This window comes from Flavobacterium myungsuense (assembly GCF_042677265.1).
GTDB classification, from domain to species: Bacteria; Bacteroidota; Bacteroidia; order Flavobacteriales; family Flavobacteriaceae; genus Flavobacterium; species Flavobacterium myungsuense.
In genome coordinates this window covers 110,119-132,764 of sequence record NZ_JBHTIZ010000005.1, presented here as the reverse complement: position 1 = coordinate 132,764, position 22,646 = coordinate 110,119, and the positions used below count along the sequence as shown (strand labels likewise).

25 protein-coding genes and 1 tRNA gene are annotated in these 22,646 nt (G+C 31.8%); 3 read left to right on the top strand and 23 right to left on the bottom strand.

What is annotated here, in order from left to right:
• Positions 1-7: 7 nt before the first annotated feature.
• The 17 genes from ACFQ0S_RS01065 to ACFQ0S_RS00985 form a co-directional block, all read right to left on the bottom strand.
• Positions 8-313, bottom strand: a complete 306-nt coding sequence (locus tag ACFQ0S_RS01065) for a DUF6922 domain-containing protein (protein ID WP_379755313.1) — start codon at positions 311-313, stop codon at positions 8-10.
• Positions 314-341: 28 nt separating this feature from the next.
• A complete protein-coding gene (locus ACFQ0S_RS01060) occupies positions 342-953 on the bottom strand; it encodes a WbqC family protein (RefSeq protein WP_379755316.1) in 612 nt (203 codons plus the stop codon).
• A 45-nt stretch (positions 954-998) separates the two neighbouring features.
• Positions 999-2,540, bottom strand: a complete 1,542-nt coding sequence (gene lepB / locus ACFQ0S_RS01055) for a signal peptidase I (RefSeq protein WP_379755319.1) — start codon at positions 2,538-2,540, stop codon at positions 999-1,001.
• Positions 2,541-2,614: 74 nt separating this feature from the next.
• The gene (gene dapB, locus ACFQ0S_RS01050; protein ID WP_379755322.1) at positions 2,615-3,319 is read right to left on the bottom strand and encodes a 4-hydroxy-tetrahydrodipicolinate reductase; all 705 of its coding nucleotides are present in this window, start codon (positions 3,317-3,319) and stop codon (positions 2,615-2,617) included.
• A 20-nt stretch (positions 3,320-3,339) separates the two neighbouring features.
• On the bottom strand, positions 3,340-3,900 hold the full coding sequence (locus ACFQ0S_RS01045; protein WP_379755325.1) for a DUF5683 domain-containing protein: 561 nt from the start codon (positions 3,898-3,900) through the stop codon (positions 3,340-3,342).
• The gene (locus ACFQ0S_RS01040; RefSeq protein WP_379755328.1) at positions 3,900-4,799 is read right to left on the bottom strand and encodes a ParB/RepB/Spo0J family partition protein; all 900 of its coding nucleotides are present in this window, start codon (positions 4,797-4,799) and stop codon (positions 3,900-3,902) included. Before ACFQ0S_RS01040 ends, ACFQ0S_RS01045 begins: the two co-directional genes overlap by 1 nt.
• Before the next feature lie 8 nt (positions 4,800-4,807).
• On the bottom strand, positions 4,808-5,572 hold the full coding sequence (locus tag ACFQ0S_RS01035) for a ParA family protein (RefSeq protein WP_379755332.1): 765 nt from the start codon (positions 5,570-5,572) through the stop codon (positions 4,808-4,810).
• A 100-nt stretch (positions 5,573-5,672) separates the two neighbouring features.
• Positions 5,673-6,551 (bottom strand): SDR family oxidoreductase, encoded by an 879-nt coding sequence (locus ACFQ0S_RS01030; RefSeq protein WP_379755335.1) that lies wholly within the window; start codon positions 6,549-6,551, stop codon positions 5,673-5,675.
• Between the two features lie 335 nt (positions 6,552-6,886).
• On the bottom strand, positions 6,887-8,014 hold the full coding sequence (locus ACFQ0S_RS01025) for a methionine aminotransferase (RefSeq protein WP_379755338.1): 1,128 nt from the start codon (positions 8,012-8,014) through the stop codon (positions 6,887-6,889).
• Positions 8,015-8,288: 274 nt separating this feature from the next.
• Positions 8,289-8,963: a hypothetical protein gene (locus tag ACFQ0S_RS01020; protein WP_379755341.1), complete on the bottom strand. Its 675-nt coding sequence runs from the start codon at positions 8,961-8,963 to the stop codon at positions 8,289-8,291.
• A gap of 175 nt (positions 8,964-9,138) precedes the next feature.
• On the bottom strand, positions 9,139-11,268 hold the full coding sequence (gene scpA / locus ACFQ0S_RS01015; RefSeq protein WP_379755344.1) for a methylmalonyl-CoA mutase: 2,130 nt from the start codon (positions 11,266-11,268) through the stop codon (positions 9,139-9,141).
• Positions 11,269-11,303: 35 nt separating this feature from the next.
• Positions 11,304-11,606, bottom strand: a complete 303-nt coding sequence (locus ACFQ0S_RS01010) for a type II toxin-antitoxin system RelE/ParE family toxin (RefSeq protein ID WP_379755347.1) — start codon at positions 11,604-11,606, stop codon at positions 11,304-11,306.
• On the bottom strand, positions 11,596-11,829 hold the full coding sequence (locus ACFQ0S_RS01005) for a hypothetical protein (RefSeq protein WP_379755350.1): 234 nt from the start codon (positions 11,827-11,829) through the stop codon (positions 11,596-11,598). The genes ACFQ0S_RS01010 and ACFQ0S_RS01005 overlap by 11 nt, the downstream gene beginning before the upstream one ends.
• A gap of 45 nt (positions 11,830-11,874) precedes the next feature.
• A complete protein-coding gene (locus ACFQ0S_RS01000) occupies positions 11,875-13,239 on the bottom strand; it encodes a methylmalonyl-CoA mutase subunit beta (protein WP_379755353.1) in 1,365 nt (454 codons plus the stop codon).
• Positions 13,240-13,289: 50 nt separating this feature from the next.
• Positions 13,290-13,622 (bottom strand): FtsB family cell division protein, encoded by a 333-nt coding sequence (locus ACFQ0S_RS00995; RefSeq protein ID WP_379755356.1) that lies wholly within the window; start codon positions 13,620-13,622, stop codon positions 13,290-13,292.
• A gap of 32 nt (positions 13,623-13,654) precedes the next feature.
• The gene (udk, locus tag ACFQ0S_RS00990) at positions 13,655-14,263 is read right to left on the bottom strand and encodes a uridine kinase (protein WP_379755359.1); all 609 of its coding nucleotides are present in this window, start codon (positions 14,261-14,263) and stop codon (positions 13,655-13,657) included.
• Positions 14,264-14,387: 124 nt separating this feature from the next.
• Positions 14,388-14,462, bottom strand: a tRNA-Pro gene (locus ACFQ0S_RS00985).
• 158 nt (positions 14,463-14,620) lie between these two features.
• On the opposite strand from ACFQ0S_RS00985, the gene trxB reads away from it, so the two are divergent.
• The gene (gene trxB, locus ACFQ0S_RS00980) at positions 14,621-15,565 is read left to right on the top strand and encodes a thioredoxin-disulfide reductase (RefSeq protein WP_379755362.1); all 945 of its coding nucleotides are present in this window, start codon (positions 14,621-14,623) and stop codon (positions 15,563-15,565) included.
• Positions 15,566-15,638: 73 nt separating this feature from the next.
• Here trxB and ACFQ0S_RS00975 read toward each other — a convergent pair whose 3' ends face one another.
• From ACFQ0S_RS00975 to ACFQ0S_RS00950, 6 genes are all read right to left on the bottom strand, one after another.
• Entirely contained in the window at positions 15,639-16,478 is an 840-nt protein-coding gene (locus tag ACFQ0S_RS00975; RefSeq protein ID WP_379755365.1) for a GIN domain-containing protein, read from the bottom strand.
• Between the two features lie 74 nt (positions 16,479-16,552).
• Positions 16,553-17,293 (bottom strand): head GIN domain-containing protein, encoded by a 741-nt coding sequence (locus ACFQ0S_RS00970; RefSeq protein WP_379755368.1) that lies wholly within the window; start codon positions 17,291-17,293, stop codon positions 16,553-16,555.
• 2 nt (positions 17,294-17,295) lie between these two features.
• Positions 17,296-19,026 (bottom strand): PspC domain-containing protein, encoded by a 1,731-nt coding sequence (locus ACFQ0S_RS00965; RefSeq protein WP_379755371.1) that lies wholly within the window; start codon positions 19,024-19,026, stop codon positions 17,296-17,298.
• Between the two features lie 5 nt (positions 19,027-19,031).
• A complete protein-coding gene (locus ACFQ0S_RS00960; protein ID WP_379755374.1) occupies positions 19,032-19,361 on the bottom strand; it encodes a PadR family transcriptional regulator in 330 nt (109 codons plus the stop codon).
• Between the two features lie 58 nt (positions 19,362-19,419).
• Positions 19,420-20,196, bottom strand: a complete 777-nt coding sequence (locus tag ACFQ0S_RS00955; protein ID WP_379755377.1) for a GIN domain-containing protein — start codon at positions 20,194-20,196, stop codon at positions 19,420-19,422.
• Positions 20,197-20,299: 103 nt separating this feature from the next.
• Positions 20,300-20,755 (bottom strand): DUF4870 domain-containing protein, encoded by a 456-nt coding sequence (locus tag ACFQ0S_RS00950; protein WP_379755380.1) that lies wholly within the window; start codon positions 20,753-20,755, stop codon positions 20,300-20,302.
• Between the two features lie 231 nt (positions 20,756-20,986).
• Here ACFQ0S_RS00950 and ACFQ0S_RS00945 point away from each other — a divergent pair, with 231 nt between their 5' ends.
• Positions 20,987-21,439, top strand: a complete 453-nt coding sequence (locus ACFQ0S_RS00945) for a DUF4442 domain-containing protein (RefSeq protein ID WP_379755383.1) — start codon at positions 20,987-20,989, stop codon at positions 21,437-21,439.
• Between the two features lie 84 nt (positions 21,440-21,523).
• Positions 21,524-22,429, top strand: a complete 906-nt coding sequence (locus ACFQ0S_RS00940) for a TIGR01777 family oxidoreductase (RefSeq protein WP_379755386.1) — start codon at positions 21,524-21,526, stop codon at positions 22,427-22,429.
• Positions 22,430-22,646 lie beyond the last annotated feature (217 nt).

Below are 22,646 nucleotides of genomic sequence, written 5' to 3'. Positions count from 1 at the left end.
ATCTTTTTTAATAATTCCAGCAGTTTTGGCTGGATTGTTTGAGTTTGTAGCATCTAAAATTTGATTTTTCTATTTGAAATAAATGCGATAAAAAAGAAAGTGTAACCACATCTAAACTTCGAAATTGCAGTGAAACTTTTCGAATAGTCTCTAACCCGTATACTTTTTTTATAATTAACCAATCTTTCATAACCCCAAATTCAACTACTTTATAGATGATTTGTTCTTTTGATTTTTCGAAATCCATAGCCATAACATCTACATCCCAAAACAGATGTGCCGATAAATCGTTTACAGTATAGTTTGTTTCCATTCAAACAAAGATATAAAAATATACTTATTTACAATTTTTGATTCTTAAGATAATCTAAAGCAAATTTACCTTCATTAAACAACAAATCTAAAATGCTTAGGTTATTAATAAAACCATGCTTTTCTCCAAAAACTTGAGTGTAATTTTCAAATAGCATTATTTCTTTTTTCCCGTTTACCAATGGTCTTAAATCAGTATAATTTGAAACTTCATGAAAGTATTCGGTTGTTCTATTAAAATCGAATTTCATCCTTAAACATTTTGAAATAATTTCCATTGTTTCAAAATTCAAATCCATCAAAAAAATATGTTTTTTGTTGAAAATAGGAGTGAGCTCATTCTCAAAATATTCAAAAAATGGTGAAGTTCTGTAGGCTGCTTCTAATGATTTAAAGTGTTGTTTTTGCCAGTCGAAAGCAGTTTCTAAGCGTACCTCTTTCGTTTTTTGATGTCTTTCCTTTGTATGTTTTATAGGAATATTTAATAGTTGAATGCCGTTTGGACTGTATATATACGTTCTATTCCTGTTAGTTTGTTTCTGAAAGTTATCTTCTATTTCAAAAGTAATACTATCAGCCTGAGCCATAGCGACATAATTGCTAATTGTAGGAAAGTAACTTGGATAGATAAGAATGTCCATTTATTTTTATTTTAAGGTTTCTAACAACCTCTTTAAACCTCTTCTTTAACTATTCTCCTTTTTCTTATTCATGAAAAACGTAATTCCGAAATAAGCTGCAAGAGCCATTAAAAAGAATTTAAAATAAGAATATGGTTGTCCTTCACCACCAACAGTAGTAAACAATCGTTCCCATCTTACTTTATTCAACCCTTTGCCGTTAGAATCTAGACTCATCCAAATAAATACTGGTTTTCCTACGATGTGATTTTGAGGAACAAATCCCCAGTAACGACTGTCTTCAGAATTGTGACGGTTATCTCCCATCATCCAATAATAGTTTTGCTTAAAGGTATAACTCGTTGCTAATTTACCGTTAATTCTAATTTCGGTTCCATTTATTTTTAAATCATTTCCTTCGTATTCTGTAATTATTCTTTTGTATAATGGTAAGTTTTCAGAATTTAAAGTAATTGTTTTTCCTTCTTGAGGTATGTAAATGGGACCATAATTATCTTTATTCCAATTGTTATTTATTTGCGGAAAAACAGCTGGTTCTCCTTCTTTAGAAATATTTCTAGTTATAGATGTTACACCTGGATTGTTTTTTAAACGCTCTGCTGTTTCTTCTGTTAAAGCAGAAAAAAGAAACGTATTTTGAGCAGTTTGATAAATACCATCAGTTATTTGCAATTCACTTAAAAGATAGTTTGGGTCAAATCCTGAACCGTTGGTTGTTACCGTATACGAATATTGTGGTTTAGCTCGTTGAGGTAATACGAGTTGTTTGCTATTAATATAAACAATTCCGTCTTTTATTTGTAAAGTATCTCCAGCAATTCCTTGACATCGTTTTACATAGTTCGATTTTTTGTCAATAGGTTTGTCTGCTTTTCTTTTAGAAGTATCGAAAAATTTGTATACCGTATCTACAGGCCAGTTAAAAACGACAATGTCATTTCTCTCGATTTTTTGTAATCCAGGAAATCTAAAATAAGGAAGTTGAGGCCACTTTAAATAGGATTTTTTATGTAACAACGGAATGGTGTCATGAACCATTGGTAATGAAACTGCAGTCATTGGTGTTCGTGCTCCATAATGAAATTTACTTACAAATAAGAAATCGCCAACCAATAACGACTTCTCTAATGATGAAGTAGGAATGGTATAGGGCTGCATCACATAGGTATGAACAATAGTTGCTACTACGATTGCAAATAATAAGGAACTAATTGTATCAGCAGTTTTGTTTGTAGGTATTAAACTTCTATCTGAAATGTAATTGAGCTCCTGGGTATAATTTAAATAATAAATATATAAACCCAATGTTGCAATTCCTAAAACAGTATCTAAAGTGGTGTTTTTGCCAAAACTTCTCAAAGTTTCAACCCAAACCACTGGAAACATAATGAGATTGATAACGGGTACAAATAACAAAATAGTCCACCAAGTAGGTCTGTTTATGATTTTCATCAATACGATAGCATTATATATGGGTACTAGTGCTTCCCAACGTTTTCTGCCAGCAGCTTCATATAATTTCCATGTTCCAGCAAAGTGGACTATTTGTACAATTAAGAAAAATACAAACCATTGCGTTAGTGTCATAACTATTTAATTTTTTTAATTAGAATTGATCATTAAAGTTTTGTTACTGTTTTATAACAAAATTAACAAATTACTTAATTGTTGAAATTTAAAACATCTTTCATGCTAAAAACACCTTTTTTACCAATAATCCATTCTGCAGCTATCACGGCGCCAAGGGCAAATCCGTCACGATTATGAGCTGTGTGTTTTATATCTATAGTATCAATCTCAGAAATATAGCTTACTGTGTGCGTTCCCGGAACATCTTCTATGCGAATTGCTTCTATGTGAATTTCATTAGATTTTGGTTCGTTCAATGTCCAATTGGTATAAGTACTATTGGCAATTACTCCTTTTGCTAATGAAATCGCAGTTCCACTTGGTGCATCTAGTTTTTGAGTATGGTGAATTTCTTCCATTTCTACCCTATAGCTGTCAAATTTAGCCATCATTTTAGCCAAATAATCATTCAATTCAAAAAAGAGGTTCACTCCCAAACTAAAATTTGAGCTCGATATAAATGCCCCGTCTTTCGATTTGCAAAGCGCTTCCATTTCGTCATAATGTTCTAGCCAACCTGTTGTTCCTGAAATTACAGGGACATTAGCATAAAAGCAACTCGAAATATTTTCGACAGCCACACTCGGAATACTAAAATCTATGGCAACATCAGCAGACGAAAGTCCTTCGTAAGTGTTAAATTCGTCTTTTTTTAATACAATTTCATGACCTCTTTCAAGAGCAATTCGTTCAATGGTTTGTCCCATTTTTCCGTATCCTAAAAGTGCTATTTTCATCTGATTATAGTATTAGTTTTTTATTTGAAAGTTATGTTTAATGCAAGACCAAAAGTAGTCCTGAAATTAATATCGTTTTGTTCCATTTTTGGATTCAAAGTTAAATTGTCATTTACATTAAATTGCAGCAAATGCGCATCTATATTAGCATCTACAATGTTTAAAATATAAAAGGCAACAGTTAATAATAAAGACATGTCTCTATTGCGTTGATAAAATCGTTGCGCCTCAATTAGTCGTGAATCGTCTAGAAATTGATATTGATCATTATTAAATCCAGCCAATCTACTTTTGTAAGCATCACGAAAGTCATGATATTTTTTATTATTCCAAGTATAATAATACATACTTGTTCCCATGGCACCATATACTAAAGGAATTTTCCAGTATTTTTTGTTGTAAGCTTGACCTAATCCGGGTAAAACAGCCGAGAAAAAAGCGGCTTTTGCAGGAGATAACGGATTGATTTCTTTGCTTTTTACTGTATCTGTTGATTGGAGAATTGCTTCTGGTAGTACTTGTGCATCAACCAAGCAACTTCCAAACAATAAAAGGAGTATTATGATTGTATTTTTAAACACTACCCTTTTATCAATTTAATAATTCTATTAAAATCTTCTTCTGAATGAAAAGGAATTGTAATTTTTCCTTTGCCGTTTCCAGCAATTTTAACCTCTACTTTTGTTCCAAAATAAGTCGAAATAGCTTTCTTTTCGGTTTCTTTTACTTCAAATGAATTTCCTTTTACAGTTTTTGCTGGAGTTGGTTTTAAACTTTCTTGATAGGTTTTTACCAATGCTTCCGTTTCACGTACAGATAAGTTATCGCTTACTATTTTTTGATATATATCAGTCTGAATATCTAAGTCATCAATATTAATAATCGCACGACCGTGACCCATGCTGATGAATCCGTCTCGAATACCAGTTTGAATAATTGGGTCTAGCTTTAAAAGACGCAAATAATTAGCAATTGTAGAACGTTTTTTACCAACGCGATCACTCATTTGCTCTTGAGTTAGCTGAATTTCGTCAATTAATCGTTGGTAGGAAAGAGCAATTTCTATAGGGTCTAAATCATGACGTTGAATGTTTTCAACCAATGCCATAATTAGCGATTCATTGTCATTTGCAATTCTGATATAAGCAGGAATTGTAGTTAATCCAGATAATTTTGAAGCTCGCAATCTTCGTTCTCCAGAAATTAATTGGTATTGATTAAAATCGGTTTTTCTAACAGTTATCGGTTGAATCACTCCTAGTTCTCGAATAGAAGTAGCCAATTCTCTTAGCGATTCTTCATTAAAATTGCTTCTAGGTTGAAATGGGTTTATTTCAATAGAATCAATATCAAGCTCAATTATATTGCCCACCACTTTATCTGCATTTTTATCGTCAACCGACTGTATATTGTTGTCTGGGTCTTTCAATAATGCCGATAATCCTCTGCCTAACGCTTGTTTTTTTACTGCTTGTGTCATAAAACCAATTAACTGTTTTTCTGAATAATTTCTTGTGCTAAATGCAAATAATTTGTCGCGCCTTTGCTCGTAGCATCATAATTGATAATGCTTTCGCCATAACTTGGTGCTTCACTTAATTTTACATTTCGTTGTATAATAGTTTTGAAAACCATATCGTTGAAGTGTTTTTGTACTTCTTCTACCACCTGATTAGACAATCGCAATCTAGAGTCGAACATGGTTAGTAATAAGCCTTCAATATCTAAATCAGGATTGTGAATTTTTTGAACACTTTTTATGGTATTCAATAATTTTCCTAAACCTTCTAGCGCATAGTATTCACATTGAATAGGAATAATTACGGAGTCAGCTGCTGTAAGTGCATTCAAAGTTAATAAGCCTAAAGAAGGAGCACAATCAATCAAAATATAATCGTAGTTGTCTTTGACGCTAGCCAAAGCTTCCTTTAGCATATACTCTCTATTTTCCTTGTCAACCAATTCAATTTCTATGGCAACAAGATCGATATGGGCTGGTATTATATCCACATTTGGAGCAGTACATTTTATTATAGCTTCTTCAGGACGATTGCTATGTTCTACTATTTGATAGGTTCCAATAGCAATGTTTTCAATGTCAATCCCAAGACCTGAACTCGCATTAGCTTGCGGGTCAGCATCAATAAGTAACACTTTTTTTTCTAAAACGCCTAATGATGCCGCCAGATTTACCGAAGTGGTTGTTTTTCCAACACCACCTTTTTGATTGGCAATAGCAATGATTTTACCCATTTATTTTTTTCGAATTATAAGCCGTAAAAATACAATTTATTATGGTTTTTTCAAGGCTTATTTGTTAACAAAAGTTAAAAAGCTATCGCTCAAGGAATAACTATTTCTTCTTCGCCTTAATCATTGCTTCTAGCATATCCCACATTTCTTCTGGAATGGCATCCAATTGATTGAATTGTCCTGCGCCTTTTAGCCATTCGCCACCATCAATAACTACTACTTCTCCATTGATATACCCCGAAAAGTCAGAAACCAAATAAGCAGCCAAATTCGCTAATTCCTGATGTTCTCCATTTCGTTCTAAGGGTACTCGTTTTGATGTATCGAATTTCTTAGCTAAATCTCCTGGTAACAATCGGTCCCAAGCGCCTTTAGTAGGAAATGGGCCTGGTGCAATAGCATTAGAACGAATGCCGTATTTTGCCCATTCTACCGCTAAACTTCTTGTCATGGCTAGAACTCCGGCTTTTGCAGTAGCACTAGGAACGACATAAGCTGAACCTGTAAATGCATAGGTAGTTACTATATTTAAGATTGTAGAAGTTGCTTGTTTGCTATCAATCCAGTGTTTTCCGAAAGCTAATGTGCAGTTTTTAGAACCTTTCAAAACAATATCAATTACAGTATCAAAAGCATTAGCTGATAATCGTTCAGTTGGCGAAATAAAATTGCCTGCAGCATTATTGAGTAAAACGTCTACTTTTCCGAAAGCCTTTAGCACTTCTTGTAGCATATTTTCCACCTGATCATAATGGCGGACATCGCATTGAACAGCAAGACACGTTCCGCCGGTTTGGGTTTCTAGTTCTAAAGCGGTGTTTTTTAGTTTTTCTAAATCACGGGAGGTAATGGCTACTTTGGCACCCAATTCCAGAAAATATTGAGTCATGGCTTTGCCTAAACCGCTTCCGCCACCTGTTACTACTATTACTTTGCCTTTTAAGGCATCATCACGAAGCATTTTTGCTGAAAAGTTCATAGTTTATTTTTTTATGAATGTAAATATAGAAAAAGTTATTAAGCAACTGTAGTAAAAAACTTCTCTAAACTATTTTGGATTACAATGATTTTATTTTAACCTTTTGGCTAGTTTGGATTTAAATATCATTTTAATGGTTTCCTTTCTACCACATAGAATCATAGAAAAAAAAAGTTTATTGAAAATAAATTTTCAAACATAGTTTAATGTTTTCTATAAATAAGCGAAGCACCTTATTTAATGTTTAAAAAATCTATGTTTCTATGTGGTAAATAGTATCACAGAAATTCAATAAAAAGAGTGCCTACTATTAAAATTAAACTATTAGATAAATTTTATAATTTCATCAATCGTTCTGCTGATTTTATCAAAGTTTCATCGTCTTTTGCAAAGCAAAATCGGATGCATTTTACGTCTTTGCCTTTATCATAAAAAGGAGAAAGAGGAATAGTTGCCACACCAAAATCGGTTACTAGTTTTTTGACAAAATCCAAATCATTTTCGTTAGAGAAATGCCCATAAGAAGCAACCTGAAAATAAGTGCCTTCGCAGGGAAACAATTCGAATTTAGTTTCTTGCATCAGACTTCTGAAAAAGTCTCTTTTTTGTTGGTAAAAATTTCCCAATTCAGAAACTTTTACTACATCAATATAATCGTTAATAGCATATTGGGCAATGCTATTGATACTGAAAATAAGGGATTGATGCACTTTTTTAATTTCAATCATTAAAGATTCGGGAGCAACAACATATCCAATTCTCCAACCCGTAATATGCAAGGATTTTCCGAACGAGGAAACGCAAACAGTTCTGTTCCAAAGTTTAGGTCTATGGTGTGCCGATATATGTTTGTTCTCAAAGGTAATGTATTCATAAACTTCATCTGAAAGCACTATCACATTCGGGTACAAATCTAAAAGGAGTTCTAATTGATTAAAATCATTTTCAGTCCAAATTTTCCCTGTTGGATTGTGCGGATTATTAGTAATGATCATTTTGGTATTGCTGTTCATTGCAGCTGCAATAGCTTCCCAATTGGGCGTAAAATCTTCGTTTAGTTCCAAACGAATAGGCTTGCCCTTACCTAACAAAACGGAAGGTTCGTAGCTATCAAAGCTAGGGTCCAAAATAATCACTTCATCATTAGTATGAACTAAAGCTTGAATGGCCGCAAAAATACCTTGTGTAGCACCAGCAGTAATTAAAATTTCGGTGCTAGGATTCACTTTTCGTTGATAGGAATCTTGGGTAAGTTTTGCAATTTTCTCCAACAAAGACGGATAACCTGACATGGGCAAATATTGGTGTATTTCTTCCTGCGTCCATTTGATAACGATGTCTTTCAATTTTTGATCTACGGGGAAATTAGGAAATCCCTGTGAGAGATTAATGGCTTGGTATTCGTTTGCCATTTGCGACATAGTAGTAAAGATACTAGTACTTATATTTGGGAGTTTGGACATCAATCAGGTTTTTTTGAAGGCATAAAAGTACTGGTTTTTTTAAAAGTACTAGTTAATTTTGGATGAGAACGTCTCTGTTGTTTGCATTGATAATCTGTTTCATTTGCATGTTGGCATTTAGGTCTCCTTTTCAATACCAATCGCTTTAAAGTTTTTTAGATTTATCTTTACTAATTTGGAATTCAATTCCTCCAATTATCAATAAAATGATTCTATATTAAATAGGTGTTGCTGATAAAGGGATTTATAATAACAAGTTTACAAGAATAACCCTTTAAATATTGGATTTTTTAGAACTATTTTTACTTAATTTGAACTGATAATTGAGTGTTTTTAATTTACTTCGTCTTTCGTTCGCTCTTAATTTTAGAGTTAATTCGACATTCAAATCTACTCGAGTCAGGTATTCTAAAATACTGTTATACGCTTGATTGTTAGTTTGTTCAAGTTTTTGTTTTGAAAGGGAATTTGTCCCTTTTTTTGATAGAACTTCAGAATTACTATCTTTTGTTGGCGAAGGAAAATCGAAAGTTAAAATGAATTGTTCTTTTTGAGGATTGATATTCATTTCGAAATTATTGACCATGAATTTATCATATAAAATGCTTTTTTTTAAAGCATTGGCTTCGGTTAATAACAGTTTAGATTCATTTACAGGAAGCACATCATTTATATAATTGATGATTTCTTCAATCGCATTTTCGGCACTATCGTATTTCAAATAATCCTCTTTTCCTATAAATACCAAACCTCCTTTAGAATTGATTTCGAATTTTTTGGAGAGATAAATTTTTTTAAAAGTATCTTTTTTAATTTCTGTTTTTATAAAACTAATGATGTCATAGGACGCATCAAGAATGTGCGAAAAGTATTCGCCACTTCTGTTCGAGTAAACAGGATTAGCGAATGTATTTTCATTTTTTTCTTTGATGTAGCCAACTACTCTCATTTGGAATTGCGTTTAGATATTTTTAAATTTAGTATTTGCCATTGTTGTAAATAATAAAGGAATTAACATAAAAGTGTACTAAATTAATAAAATAAAAACAACAAACTTCAAGCAGAAATTAAAAATTTACAAAATGATAAATGAAAAAGTTGAAGGCATTTTCATTTATGAATTATCACTCACCAATCAAAACCTCTAATATCTTAATAGCAGCTTCACTTATTTTAGTCCCGGGTCCAAAAACAGCTGCAGCACCAGCATCAAATAAAAATTGATAATCTTGATGAGGTATTACTCCTCCAACAATAACCATAATATCTTGACGCCCGAATTTTTTTAGTTCTTCAATAACTTGAGGAACAAGTGTTTTGTGTCCGGCAGCTAGTGAAGAAACGCCAAGAATGTGAACGTCATTTTCTACAGCTTGTTTAGCAGCTTCGAAAGGTGTTTGAAATAATGGACCAATATCTACATCAAAACCTACATCGGCATAGCCTGTAGCGACAACTTTAGCGCCACGATCGTGACCGTCTTGCCCCATTTTAGCAATCATTATTCGTGGTCGACGCCCCTCTTTTTTTGCAAATTCATCAGCTAAAAGTTTTGCTTTTTCAAAACTTTTATCGTCTTTAATTTCTTTACTATACACGCCACTAAAGGTTTTAATTTGTGCTTTATATCTGCCAAAAACGGTTTCAAGCGCATTGCTAATTTCACCTAGAGTGGCTCTGTTTCTTGCTGCATCAATAGCAAAATCTAGTAAATTTCCATCTTGATTTTGTGCACAAAGGGTTAATTTTTCAAGTGAGTTTTGTGCTTTTTCTTTATTTCTAGTTGCTTTTATATGCTCTAATTGTTCAATTTGTTGTTTTCGAACCATTTGATTATCAACATCAAGAAAATGCAACGGGTCTTCTTTTTCTAATCGGTATTTGTTGACACCTACAATAATATCTTGGTTACTGTCAATTCGTGCTTGTTTTCGTGCAGCAGCTTCTTCAATTCGTAATTTCGGAATTCCTGCTTCAATAGCTTTTATCATTCCGCCAAGTTCTTCTACCTCTTCAATTAGTGCCCAAGCTTTTTCTGCAATTTCAGCGGTAAGGCTTTCTAGATAATAACTACCAGCCCAAGGATCGACGGTTTTAGTAATTTTGGTTTCTTCTTGAAGGAATATTTGGGTATTTCTGGCGATTCGTGCCGAAAAATCTGTAGGTAAAGCGATTGCTTCGTCGAGTGCGTTTGTATGCAAGGATTGAGTGCCTCCAAAAGCAGCTGCCATAGCTTCTATTGTTGTTCTTGCTACGTTATTAAAAGGATCTTGCTCGGTCAAACTCCAGCCAGATGTTTGGCAATGTGTTCTGAGTACTAATGATTTTTCGTCCTTTGGATGAAATTGTTTTACTATTTTAGACCAAATCATTCTTGCAGCTCTCATTTTTGCAATTTCCATAAAATGGTTCATTCCGATTCCCCAAAAAAAAGATAGGCGAGGGGCAAACTCATCAATTTTCATTCCTGTAGACAGTCCGGTTTTTATATATTCTAAACCATCTGCAAGTGTATAGGCAATTTCTATATCGGCTGTTGCCCCAGCTTCTTGCATGTGATAACCTGAAATTGAAATTGAATTGAATTTCGGCATTTTTTTACTCGTATATTCAAAAATATCGGCAATGATTTTCATAGAAGGAGTAGGCGGGTAGATATAGGTATTCCGAACCATAAATTCCTTGAGGATATCATTTTGGATTGTTCCTGATAGTTGTTCTGGCTGAACACCTTGTTCTTCTGCAGCCACAATATAAAATGCCATAATTGGTAAAACCGCTCCGTTCATTGTCATGGAAACCGACATTTCTTCTAACGGTATTTTATTGAACAACACTTTCATATCTTCAACGGTATCGATAGCAACTCCTGCTTTTCCTACATCACCCACAACGCGTTCGTGGTCAGAATCATATCCGCGATGTGTAGGTAAATCAAATGCGATGGATAGCCCTTTTTGTCCTGCAGCGAGGTTTCTTCGATAGAATGCATTGCTCTCTTCAGCGGTTGAAAATCCAGCATATTGCCTAATAGTCCAAGGACGACGCACGTACATAGTAGCATAAGGGCCCCGCAAGTTTGGAGCAAAACCAGCTCCAAAACCAAGATGTTCGAGATTTTCGATATCTTTTTTTGAATAGGTTGGTTTTAGCTCAATGCTTTCAGCGGTTAGAAAATTGTCGTTTACTGAAACGTCTAACTTCTCACTTTTGACTTCTGATTTTAGATTTATATGTTGAAGATTTTTTCTCATTTGAATTTGAAGTAGAATGATAAAGAAATTCGGTTTTAATAATTTTTTCTATTCTTCCAAATTTTTGTGTTTCTTGAAGTATGAATTATGGCTTTAATTACTATTCTCTTTTTATCAATTTCAAAATGTATCAAATAAGGAAATGTTTGTATTAAAGCAACTCTTGTTCCGTCATATCTTATTTGATATAATAGAGGCTTAATTCTTAAAATTTCTATTTCGTCTTTTACAGATTTTAAGAAACGTCTTCCAAGATTTTTATTGATAATTTCATACCAAGAAGCGATTTCTTGTAGATCAATTTTAGCCAAAGGAAGAATTGTGAGTTTATAGTCCATTTTCAATTTCCTTCATAACTTCATCAAAATCTAAAGCAATTTTTGGATTTTTAAAATACTCAATAGTACGTTCCCTAACTTCATCTATTTGCCATTGAGGGATTTCATATTTTGTTGAAGCGGGTAATATAATCACATCTACTTCTTCAGCATTAAAACTATCTGGTAATGTAATGTTTATTTTATGATTTTCCACTTTAACGGTTTGTCTTATCGCTTCCATAATTTTGTATTTTAGATAGGTAAATGTAAGAATTTAAATTGAAATCTATTCTAAGTTCAATCTTTCTTGTTCAATTTTCTCAGCTAATCTTTTTTCGATTATTGGTGTTATCAAAGTTTTTCTAGGCTTGTTTTTTACAAAAGGAAACAGTTCTAAATCGTGTTTCATTTTGTCATCCTTGTTTGGATATTTATTGGTTCCTAATAAAATCTCTTTACCTGAGTCGAATAATTCTTGTTCCTTGTCAGCACTTTCTTGTATTTTCCTTTTAATAATTCCTTCGTTTAGTTGTTTTAGAAAACCTCCATTGGCTTCAATATCTTTAAATAATGTAAATGATTTTTCTGCTAATTGTTGGGTTAAACTTTCAATGTAATAACTTCCGTCAGCTGGATTATTGACTTTGTCGAAATAACTTTCGTTTTTTAGAATTAATAATTGATTTCTTGCCATTCTATCACCAAATTCATTGTCTTTATGGTACAAAGCATCATAAGGCAAGTTGGCAATTGCGTTGGCTCCACCAAGAATTGCCGACATGCATTCAGTTGTTGTTCGCAATAAATTCACATTATAATCATAAATGGTTTTATTTCTTTTGGTTGGTGTAACCAGTAGATGACAATCTAAATGATGGTCGTATTCTTTTGCAATTAAGTTAAAAAGTAACCGTAATGCTCTAAGTTTAGCGATTTCGAAAAAGTAATTAGTTCCAACTGAAACCTGAAAAACGATAGGTTGGTTAATGTTTGAGATTTTATTAAAGTATTCATTTACATGTCCTAAACTGTAGGCAATTTGTTGTACCATATTTGCACCTGCATTTTGATACAAACTACTATTTATGCTTAAAACGGAGCAATTAGTTAGTGTTTTTGTAAGTGTATTTAAAGTTTCGAAATTGTTTTTTTCTGGAGATGAATACCAATTGCCATCTTTAGCTAATTGTCCTATAGGATCAAGATTTAGGAATACATTGGCACTTTTTTCTTTAGCAATAATTTCAATTTTTTTTACGAAATCGATTGATAAAAATTTTAAATCAAAGTAGATTGGAGTTGTGTTTAAAGTAAGATTTTCTAAGAGTTTTATTATATCAGTTTTTTCATCTTCAATTGTAAATCGAATACTCTCGGCACCACGCTCAACGCTCTCTTTAGCTTTTTGAATTGATTTTTCAACATTATAAACAAAGATGTTTTGACAAATTTTAAATTCAGAAGCTTTAGTATTTAAAGGTATTGTATCATTACATTCATCGTTATGATAAAACGGTTTTACTTGTATACTCTCTGGAGAATTCCAAATTAAGGTTTCATTATAATCAGCTCCTTTAAGTTCAAACTGTATTTGTTGTTTCCATTGTTTAGAGGAAACGAAGTTAAAATCTTTAAATAAATTTTTTGGCATAATATGTTTATTTATAGCTTTTGTTTCCTAAATAGTATTTAACCGTTTTGTTATATTCCTCCTTCTTCTCTGATAGTATCGCCATCAAATTCAATAATGTAAATATCTTCACTATCTTTTTTCATGTAGTATTTTTCACGCGCATATTTTTCTATCTGATCTGGATTCTTGAGCAATTTTATATTCTCTAGGTCTTTCTTTATTTCTTCTTGATAGTATTTTTTATTATTTTCTAAATCATTAATTTCGGTATCTAAAATTCGATGATCAAAATAAGAATAATTGTCCAGGAACAACATCCAAGTACAAAAAAACAACAATACCCAAACGTATTTGTTGCTTAAAAATTTGAACCATGAAGTGTCTTTGTATGGGTTTGCCATTTCAGTTTAAATTACTATAAATATACGAAAAATTACAATATCCTTTGATTAATTACTGCACGAACAACATCTATGGCAACTGTGTTGTATTTGTCGTTTGGAATTATAATATCCGCAAATGCTTTTGTAGGTTCAATAAATTGTTGGTGCATCGGTTTTAAAGTGGTTTGGTATCGATTTAAAACTTCTTCCATATCACGACCGCGCTCGGCAATGTCACGTTTTAATCGTCGAATTAATCTTTCGTCAGAATCAGCATGAACAAAAATTTTCACATCAAATAAATCTCTTAATTCAGGATTTGCTAAAATTAAAATTCCCTCTACAATCATTACTTTTCTAGGATGCGTAAGTATAGTATCGTCGGTTCTATTGTGTTTTAAAAATGAATACACCGGTTGATTTACAATATTTCCTTCTTTTAATTCTTTGAGATGAGCCACAAGTAATTCAAAATCTATGGCTCTTGGATGATCGAAATTGATTAAGGCACGTTCGTCAAAGTTCAGATTGTGAGTTTCTTTGTAATATGAATCTTGTGAAATAATACCTACTTCGGTTTCTGGTAATTCATTCATGATTTGGTGAACCACAGTAGTTTTCCCGCTACCAGTTCCGCCAGCAATTCCAATAATTAGCATATATTAGTTGTGTTGTATTAGTTAAATACAAAAATAGGAATTTAATTGAGAGTGAATTTTGTTTTTTGTAAATGTTTTTTTGAAACTGACATAAAAAAAGCGAAACATTTCTGTTTCGCTTTTGTCGGGGTGGCAGGATTCGAACCTGCGGCCTCCTGCTCCCAAAGCAGGCGCGATAACCGAGCTACGCTACACCCCGAAATCGAATGCAAATATAATGTTTAATTTTTCTCTTCAAAAGATTTACATAAATAAATAAAATTTATTTTAAAATAGTAAATTAGGATTTATTTGAGTACAAAATTTTTAGAATATAGTTTACATTTGCAATCTCAAAATTGATTTTAAAATACAATTATGTCAGATACAATAGAAAAAATAAAATGTCTAATTATAGGTTCTGGACCTGCTGGTTATACAGCCGCTATTTACGCCGCTAGGGCCAATATGAATCCTGTTTTGTACCAAGGAACACAGCCAGGCGGTCAGTTAACAACTACTAACGAAGTAGAGAATTTCCCTGGTTATGTTGATGGAGTTACTGGTCCTGAAATGATGGTGCAATTGCAAAAACAAGCAGAGCGTTTTGGAACTGATGTTCGTGATGGTTGGGCTACAAAGGTTGATTTTTCAGGAGCTGTACATAAAGTATGGATAAATGATACTAAAGAGTTGCATTGCGAAACTGTAATTATTTCTACTGGTGCAACCGCAAAATATTTAGGACTTGATTCAGAACAACATTATTTAAAAATGGGAGGTGGAGTTTCTGCCTGTGCAGTTTGCGATGGTTTTTTCTATAGAAATCAAGAGGTAGTTATTGTCGGAGCTGGAGATTCGGCTTGTGAGGAAGCGCATTATCTTTCAAAATTATGCAAAAAAGTAACGATGTTAGTTCGTAGCGAAAAATTCAGAGCTTCAAAAATCATGGAAGAGCGTGTTCGTAAAACGGAGAACATTACCATTTTAATGAATCATGATACTGTAGAAGTTTTAGGTGATGGGCAAGTGGTAACAGCCGTAAAAGCTTTAAATAAAACAAGTAATGAAGTTTTTGAAATTCCAGCTACTGGTTTTTTTGTAGCCATTGGTCATAAACCAAATACAGATATTTTTGCTAATTATCTTACACTTGACGAAACAGGCTATATTATTAATATTCCTGGAACATCTAAAACAAATGTAGCTGGTGTTTTTGTAGCTGGAGATGCTGCTGATCATGTGTATCGTCAGGCAATAACTGCTGCTGGTACTGGTTGTATGGCTGCCTTAGATGCTGAAAGATATTTAGCAGCGATTTAACACAAATCTATTTTATACAAAAAGGGTTCCGAAATTTCGGAACTCTTTTTGTATATATAAAAAAATTAGAATTTTATTTTATTAACGTTTTTTTGTTCAAAGTAGCATTGTCAATAAAATTTTTCATTTCAATTTTTTGTGTACCATACAAGTTAATTTCTGATTTTCCAGAAGCATCAATAATGGCTTTTGTGCTTACAATTATACTGCAATTGGTATATCCTTCGGTGGTAATTTCAGCATTTTTAGAAGATAAATTTTTACCGGTAAATTCAGCATTGTTGTCTAATCGTAGTTTTAAATTATTAACATCGCCTTCAACAGTTGCAGTTGTTTTTTGGTACATATCAAAAATCATTTGATTGGATGCAATTAGGGCTTTAAGTTTTGCATTTTTACTAAGTTCGATAGTGGTTTGTTCCGAATTTAAATTGAGTTCAATTTTTGATTTATCATTGGCCATCAAAGTAAAATTCTTAGTTTTTACATAGGCAAAAATTTTAGAGTCATCGAAGCTTTTAAAAGTAAAATCATTTAAATTAATTTCGGCTAATGCTGTTATATTTGTATTGTCTTTTGCTATAAGCATTTTAAAACCAGTGGTATAGGTTACTCTAACGCTAAATTTTTTAGCGCTAGTGACTTCTTTACTACTTGAAATTTGTAAAGAATTACCGTTAAAGCTTGTTTGTATAAGATCATGAAGATTATCATCGGCTTCAATTTCTATGGCGCATTTATCTCCTTTTATTAAAAATATTTCAATATTATCCTCAACTTCAAGATTTTCGAATTCTTTTATTTCTTTCTGTGTTACGGTTACAATTTTTGAACCTTTTACTTTTTCTTTGTCTTGACTGTATACGGAATAACTTAATAGCAATAAAGTTAAGAGTAGTGCCGTTTTTTTCATGTTTGTATATTTTCATCAAATATAAAAAAAAATCATCCCTTTTGAAGATGATTTTAAAAATTAAAGATATTGTGTTATTCTTTGCCAATACTTCCTCCTGAACTAGTTTTACTTTGTACTTTTTTTGGAGTACCATGATAATTAATGCTACTTCCGCTTGATGCACTTGCTGTGAATAATAAAATAGGGGATACCGTTGTTGTGCTACCGCTACTAGATTCTGAAAGGACGTCGTTTGCCATTAATTGTTCAGCATTAATTTGGCTACCGCTAGACGAGTCAGTTTCTAGTTTTAAAGCTTTTCCGCTAGCAATAATAGTACTTCCGCTTTCAGTTGTTAAAGAAATTGCATCAGCTTCGACATTTATCTTTATTTCACTACCGCTATCAGCTTCAACTTTTATATCATTTGTAATTAAAGTATTCGCACTACTAATTTTTGATCCACTTGATGCATTTATTCCTGAAATTGAAGGTGTTTTTACAATTACTTTTGGAGTTTGAGTAGCATTATATCCTTTTTTAGTTTTTATAATTAGAACACCATTTTCAACGGTTGTACTTATAATTTTCTGTAAATTCTCGTCAGCTTCTACTGAAATAGATTTAGTATCAGTTTGTTCAATTACAACTTCGATACCAGAGCTAACCTCGATTTTCTGAAAATCGTTATTTACGAATCTTGTTTGATTAGTAATGTTTCCGTTTCCAGTTTCTCTATTTCCTAAATTTATATCATATTTACAGGAGGAAAATAATAATACAATGAAAGCTGTAACTATAAGTTTTGTCAAAAATAATATCGTTTTTACCATGATTATTGTTTTTTAATTATTACACCATTTACATCTGTAGTTAATCCTTTTTTACCAATAATTTGTTTTATTATTACTTTTTCTCCGTTTACATTTACTGTTGTAGTTGTGATACTGTCTTTATTAGATGAAGTGTTTTCAATGTTTTCAACATCATTCCATTCATTTTCTTCTTCTGGACAATTCAAGCATTTTACTTGCGAACTGCCCATTTTATATATAAATTCATCAGAACTAAAATGTAAGTTAAAAAACGAATCATCTGATTCATCATACTCTTTCACACTATTATCTGGTTTAAAAAATGTTCCTTCTGGTAAGTATAGAATGAGTTGTACTTCTTGATCTCTATATTTGTTTTTAAAATCGGTTATCAAATAGTTATCTAAAATTAATTGGTTCCCTACTATTTTAAATCCATATTTAATTTTATCAGCAGTCTTTCTGGCTCCAGATAATGATTTTCCTCTTGCTTGCTTTTCAATTTGAAGGTAAGGTAATTTTTCATCTGTTTTTAAAACTTTTAAACGAACTTGATTAGAATAAATCACTTTATTATCAGTAGAATCTTCTGTAATTTTAAAGTTGTTGTATTCATAAACATCTTTAGCAAAGTAATTATTGTGTTTGAATTTTATGAACAAAGTGTCAGTAGGATTTATCGCAATAGATTGTTTTTGTACAATTCTTCCCTCTTCTGCAAATTCAGACGCTTGTTTGATACCTAGACTAATTAAAAGCCCAATAGCAATTGACCAAAGCGCAATTAAAGTATACTTCGCTATGTTCCCAATAGATTTTACACTTGGAGACAACAACTTGAATCCTAATAGTAATAAAAAGAAAAACGGAATTCCAACTGCTAAAAACATTAATAAACCAAAAGCCCAGATTGGATAGTCTGAAAAATTACCTGCATTTACAAAATCTTGCCAAGGAAATTCAATAAATGCTGTTGAGCCAATTGTAAATACGCCAATGAAAAGTATTATTAATATTGCTAAACTTGACATGATAATGATTACACCTAAAATTTTAGCGAAAATTTTAAAAATACTTAATGAGACATCACCAACTTCTGATACAAATTTTGCAAAACCAGTTTTAACTTGGTTTCCCATTTTGTCATAATTGGCATTTTTTAATTTTTCTGAAACGGTTTCATATTCTTCTCTAACTTTTTTTTCTATGTTAGAAATGGTTATAGGTTCGCCTGTCATTTCTAGTTTTTCGGATGTGGTTACAGCTACCGGCATTACAATCCAAAGAATAATGTAAGCTATAAATCCAAAACTAGTAGAAGCTAATAGTAAAAATGCAATTTTAATCCAAACAGCTTCTATTCCAAAATAATGTCCTAAACCAGTACAAACACCAGCAATTGAGCCTTTATCTTTATCACGATATAGTTTTTTAGAAACTTTATTTGTTGATGTGAAATCAGTTTTTTGTGGCTCATCTTCGTCAAGATCAATTCTATAATCTTCGGGTTGTCCCATAACAGCGATAATTTCATCTAATACTTTTAAATTGATTACATGTTTATCGTTCGAATGTTTTTCAGTTATTAATTCAGCAATTCGCAATTCTATATCTTTAATGATTTCGTCTTGTCCATTAGCACTTGATAAAGAACGTTTTATTGCCTCAAAATAACGTGTTAGTTTTTGGTATGCATCTTCGTCAATGTGAAAGAACATTCCTCCTAAATTTATGTTTACAGTTTTGTTCATGACTTTTATTTTTGGTTTGTTATAATGTTTACAGCATCAGACAATTCTGTCCAAGTACTATCTAATTCATTTAAAAAGGTTTGCCCTATTTCGGTTAGCCCGTAATATTTTCTAGGCGGTCCTGATGTAGATTCTTCCCAACGATAGTTGAGTAATCCGTCGTTTTTAAGTCTTGTTAATAGCGGATAAACAGTTCCCTCTACTACAAGCAGTTTAGCGTTTTTTAAGGTGTCTAATATTTCTGAGGTATATGCTTCTTTTTCTTTTAATACAGAAAGGATGCAAAACTCGAGAACACCTTTACGCATCTGGGCTTTTGTGTTTTCAATGTTCATAATTTCTTTTATTATTTTGGGATTTTAATTCGTTTTTCGTTTTCATTATCGTTCAATTTTAATAATTTAAGGATAAAGCTTGATTGTTTTTTAACTTATAAAGTGATTCTGCTTCTTCATTTAATTGAATAATTTCAGGAAAACCTGTATAAGTAACTTTTGCATTATCGGCAACGTTTACAGCAATTTTTGAGTCAGAGTGTATTAAAACAATAGCGTTTCCCTCAGCAGTTATAGTTAGCAAACGGGCAACAAAGTTTTTTGCGTTACACAAAGCGGTATCGTTAGTTAGTATGTTCGCTTTTATAGCCATTCCTGTAATGTTTGCTTTCGCATTGTCTTTAAAATTTCCTTTAAGAATTTGAGTTTCTATTTTACCATTAAATACGGTTCCTCTTTCTCCAACTATTTTGGTTTTGCCTTCATTTTTTATGTTTCCATTAAAAACTGATTTAGTATTTAAAACTACCGTAGTATTTAATGCACTAATTTGGTTCGTTACAGTAATTTTAGAATGTAAGCTAGCTTTAAAAAAGGCTACATCATTACTAGACAAATATACTTTTACTAAACCTTTACTCGTATAACAATCATTACCTTTTGGCAAATATATTCTCAAAGTTTTTCCTTTTACTTCAGTTACTACATTACTGGTGACAGTATTGTCAGGCAATTCTATTTGCAACGAAAGTTGGTCACTTTCGGTGTAAATGAGTTCAATTCCATTTTGAACCTCTACTCTAGAAAAATCAGATACTTTTTTGTTTTCTAGTTCTTGACTTTTTGCTACCAATCCAATTAGGATTAGAGTTAGCGTTGTGATGATTTTTAACATGATTTCGATTTTTTGATTGATGATTGATTTAACGATTCGATTTTTGATTGCTTCGCCAGTTCGCTGACGCTCGGGTGATGATTATTTTATAAATTTTGATTGATTATTTTAAAAAAGAAATAGTAATTGGATAATTATATCCTATTCCGTTTGATGCTTTTACTGATGCTAATATGATTAAGAAAAATTCGACTACTTTAAGGGCAAAAAATAATACAACTGCTAGGATTCCAAATACTGCAATTCCATTCATATCTTCAATATTTATATTTTTAAATGGAAAATTATTGTGATTTGAAAAATCATTTATTGAGATGTTTTTTAAAAATGTAATAAGCAAAATAGGAATAGCAATCAATGCTAATACTATAGAATAAACAAATAAACTCAACTGAAAATTGATTACTTTTTTTCCTTGTTCATTAAGATATTCTGAATTTTCCTTTGTTGCAGACCATATGAGTATTGGGAAAATAAAATTTCCAAACGGAAAAATATATTGACTTAATGCACTCAAGTGAAGAAGTGTTGCTGTGTTTTTATTGTTTGTTGCTTCCATTTATAAATGTATATAGTAATTTCTTATGCAAATATATATTTAAAAAACAGTATCTTGTATCACATAGTAGTGCATGTTAACAAAATATTAACTTTTCTAAGAATTAAAATAATAATAATTTACAGTAAAAATGTATATTAAACAAGGCTTTTTAGGTGTTTTAAGTATAAATGAATGCTATATATACTTCTATCATAAAATTGTATTACTTTTATAAAAAATAGTAGAATAATGAATTCAGAAGTAAAAAAAATCAACCTTTTCTTGCTATATAAGTTACCCTCTGCCTTTTTTTGTGGGGTGAGAGTAAAAGAGATAAATGAATCCAAATGCATAGTTACTGTAAAACACCGATGGATAAATCAAAACCCATTCAATTCTTTATACTTTGCTGTTCAAGCAATGGCGGCAGAGCTTTCGACGGGAGCTTTGGTTATGAAATATATCAATGAGAGCGGAAAAAACATTTCAATGCTTGTTGCAAATAACAAAAGTAACTTTACAAAAAAAGCCACTGGGCAAATTACTTTTACCTGTAATGATGGTCATTTAATTAATGAAGCTATTCAAAAAACAATTGCTACTAGAGAGGGACAAACATTTTGGATGAAATCGATAGGGACTAACCAAAAAGGGGAGCAAGTTTCTGAAATGGATTTTGAATGGAGTATAAAAATTAAATAACTAAGCTTGCAAATAAACAATCGTTAAATCGAACCTAATTTAGTTCACCATTTAAATTAGGAATGTTAAATTTGTAATAAAAACATGCGAATTTTAATCACAGGTGCTACAGGTCTAATTGGAACTGAACTTGTTGCGTTGTTACTACAAAACGGAATTTCTGTTCACTATCTAACTACATCAAAGCACAAAATTGAAAGTCAACTTAATTATAAAGGCTTTTTCTGGAATCCAGAGCAAGGAATTATTGATGAAAATTGCCTCATGGGAGTTGATGCAATCATTCATTTAGCCGGAGCTACTATAGCAAAGCGATGGACCAAGTTATATAAACAAGAGATTATTGAAAGTAGAATCTTTACTTCAAATGCTTTATACAAAGCTCTTAAAGAAAATCCTAATCAAGTAAAACAAATAATTTCAGCATCAGGAACTGCAATTTATCCAAATAGTTCAACTAAAATTTACTCTGAAACTTCAACTGAAATCGAAGATGGGTTTTTAGGAAATGTTGTTATAAAATGGGAAGAAAGTGTCGATAAATTTAAAAGCTTAGGAATAAAAGTTTGTAAACTCAGAACGGGTATTGTTTTGTCTAAAAAGGGGGGGGCTTTGCAAGAAATGCTAAAACCTATAAAACTGGGTATTGGTTCTTCTTTTGGGGACGGAAAACAAATGCAATCTTGGATTCACATTCACGATTTGGCGTCAATGTATTTTTTTGCAGTGAATAATTCTTGGGAAGGAGTTTATAATGCAGTTGCACCTCATCCTATAACAAATGCAGGATTAACCAAAACAATAGCAACTATTTTAGAGAAGCCATTATTCATGCCAAACATTCCAAAATTTGTAATGAGATTGATATTAGGCGAAATGCATGAATTATTATTTACCAATAAAAATTTAAGTGCTCAAAAAGCTATTGATCGGGGTTTTGAATTTCAATTTCCAACCGCAGAAAAAGCGCTGATAAATATATTATCATAAAAAAAGCTCCGTTTACTTTTAACGGAGCTTTTTTATATAAGCAATGTGAATTAATAATATTTAGAAGCTTAACGCTAACCTTAAGATTCAATCGGTAGTAAAAAATTATTTACTTGTACAAATTTAATACAAACGAAATCGAAATAGTCATAAAATTTTATTAAAATTTAATTTTTTTTCTGAGTTTTAAAGCTATTATTTTCAGAGCAAAACAGTG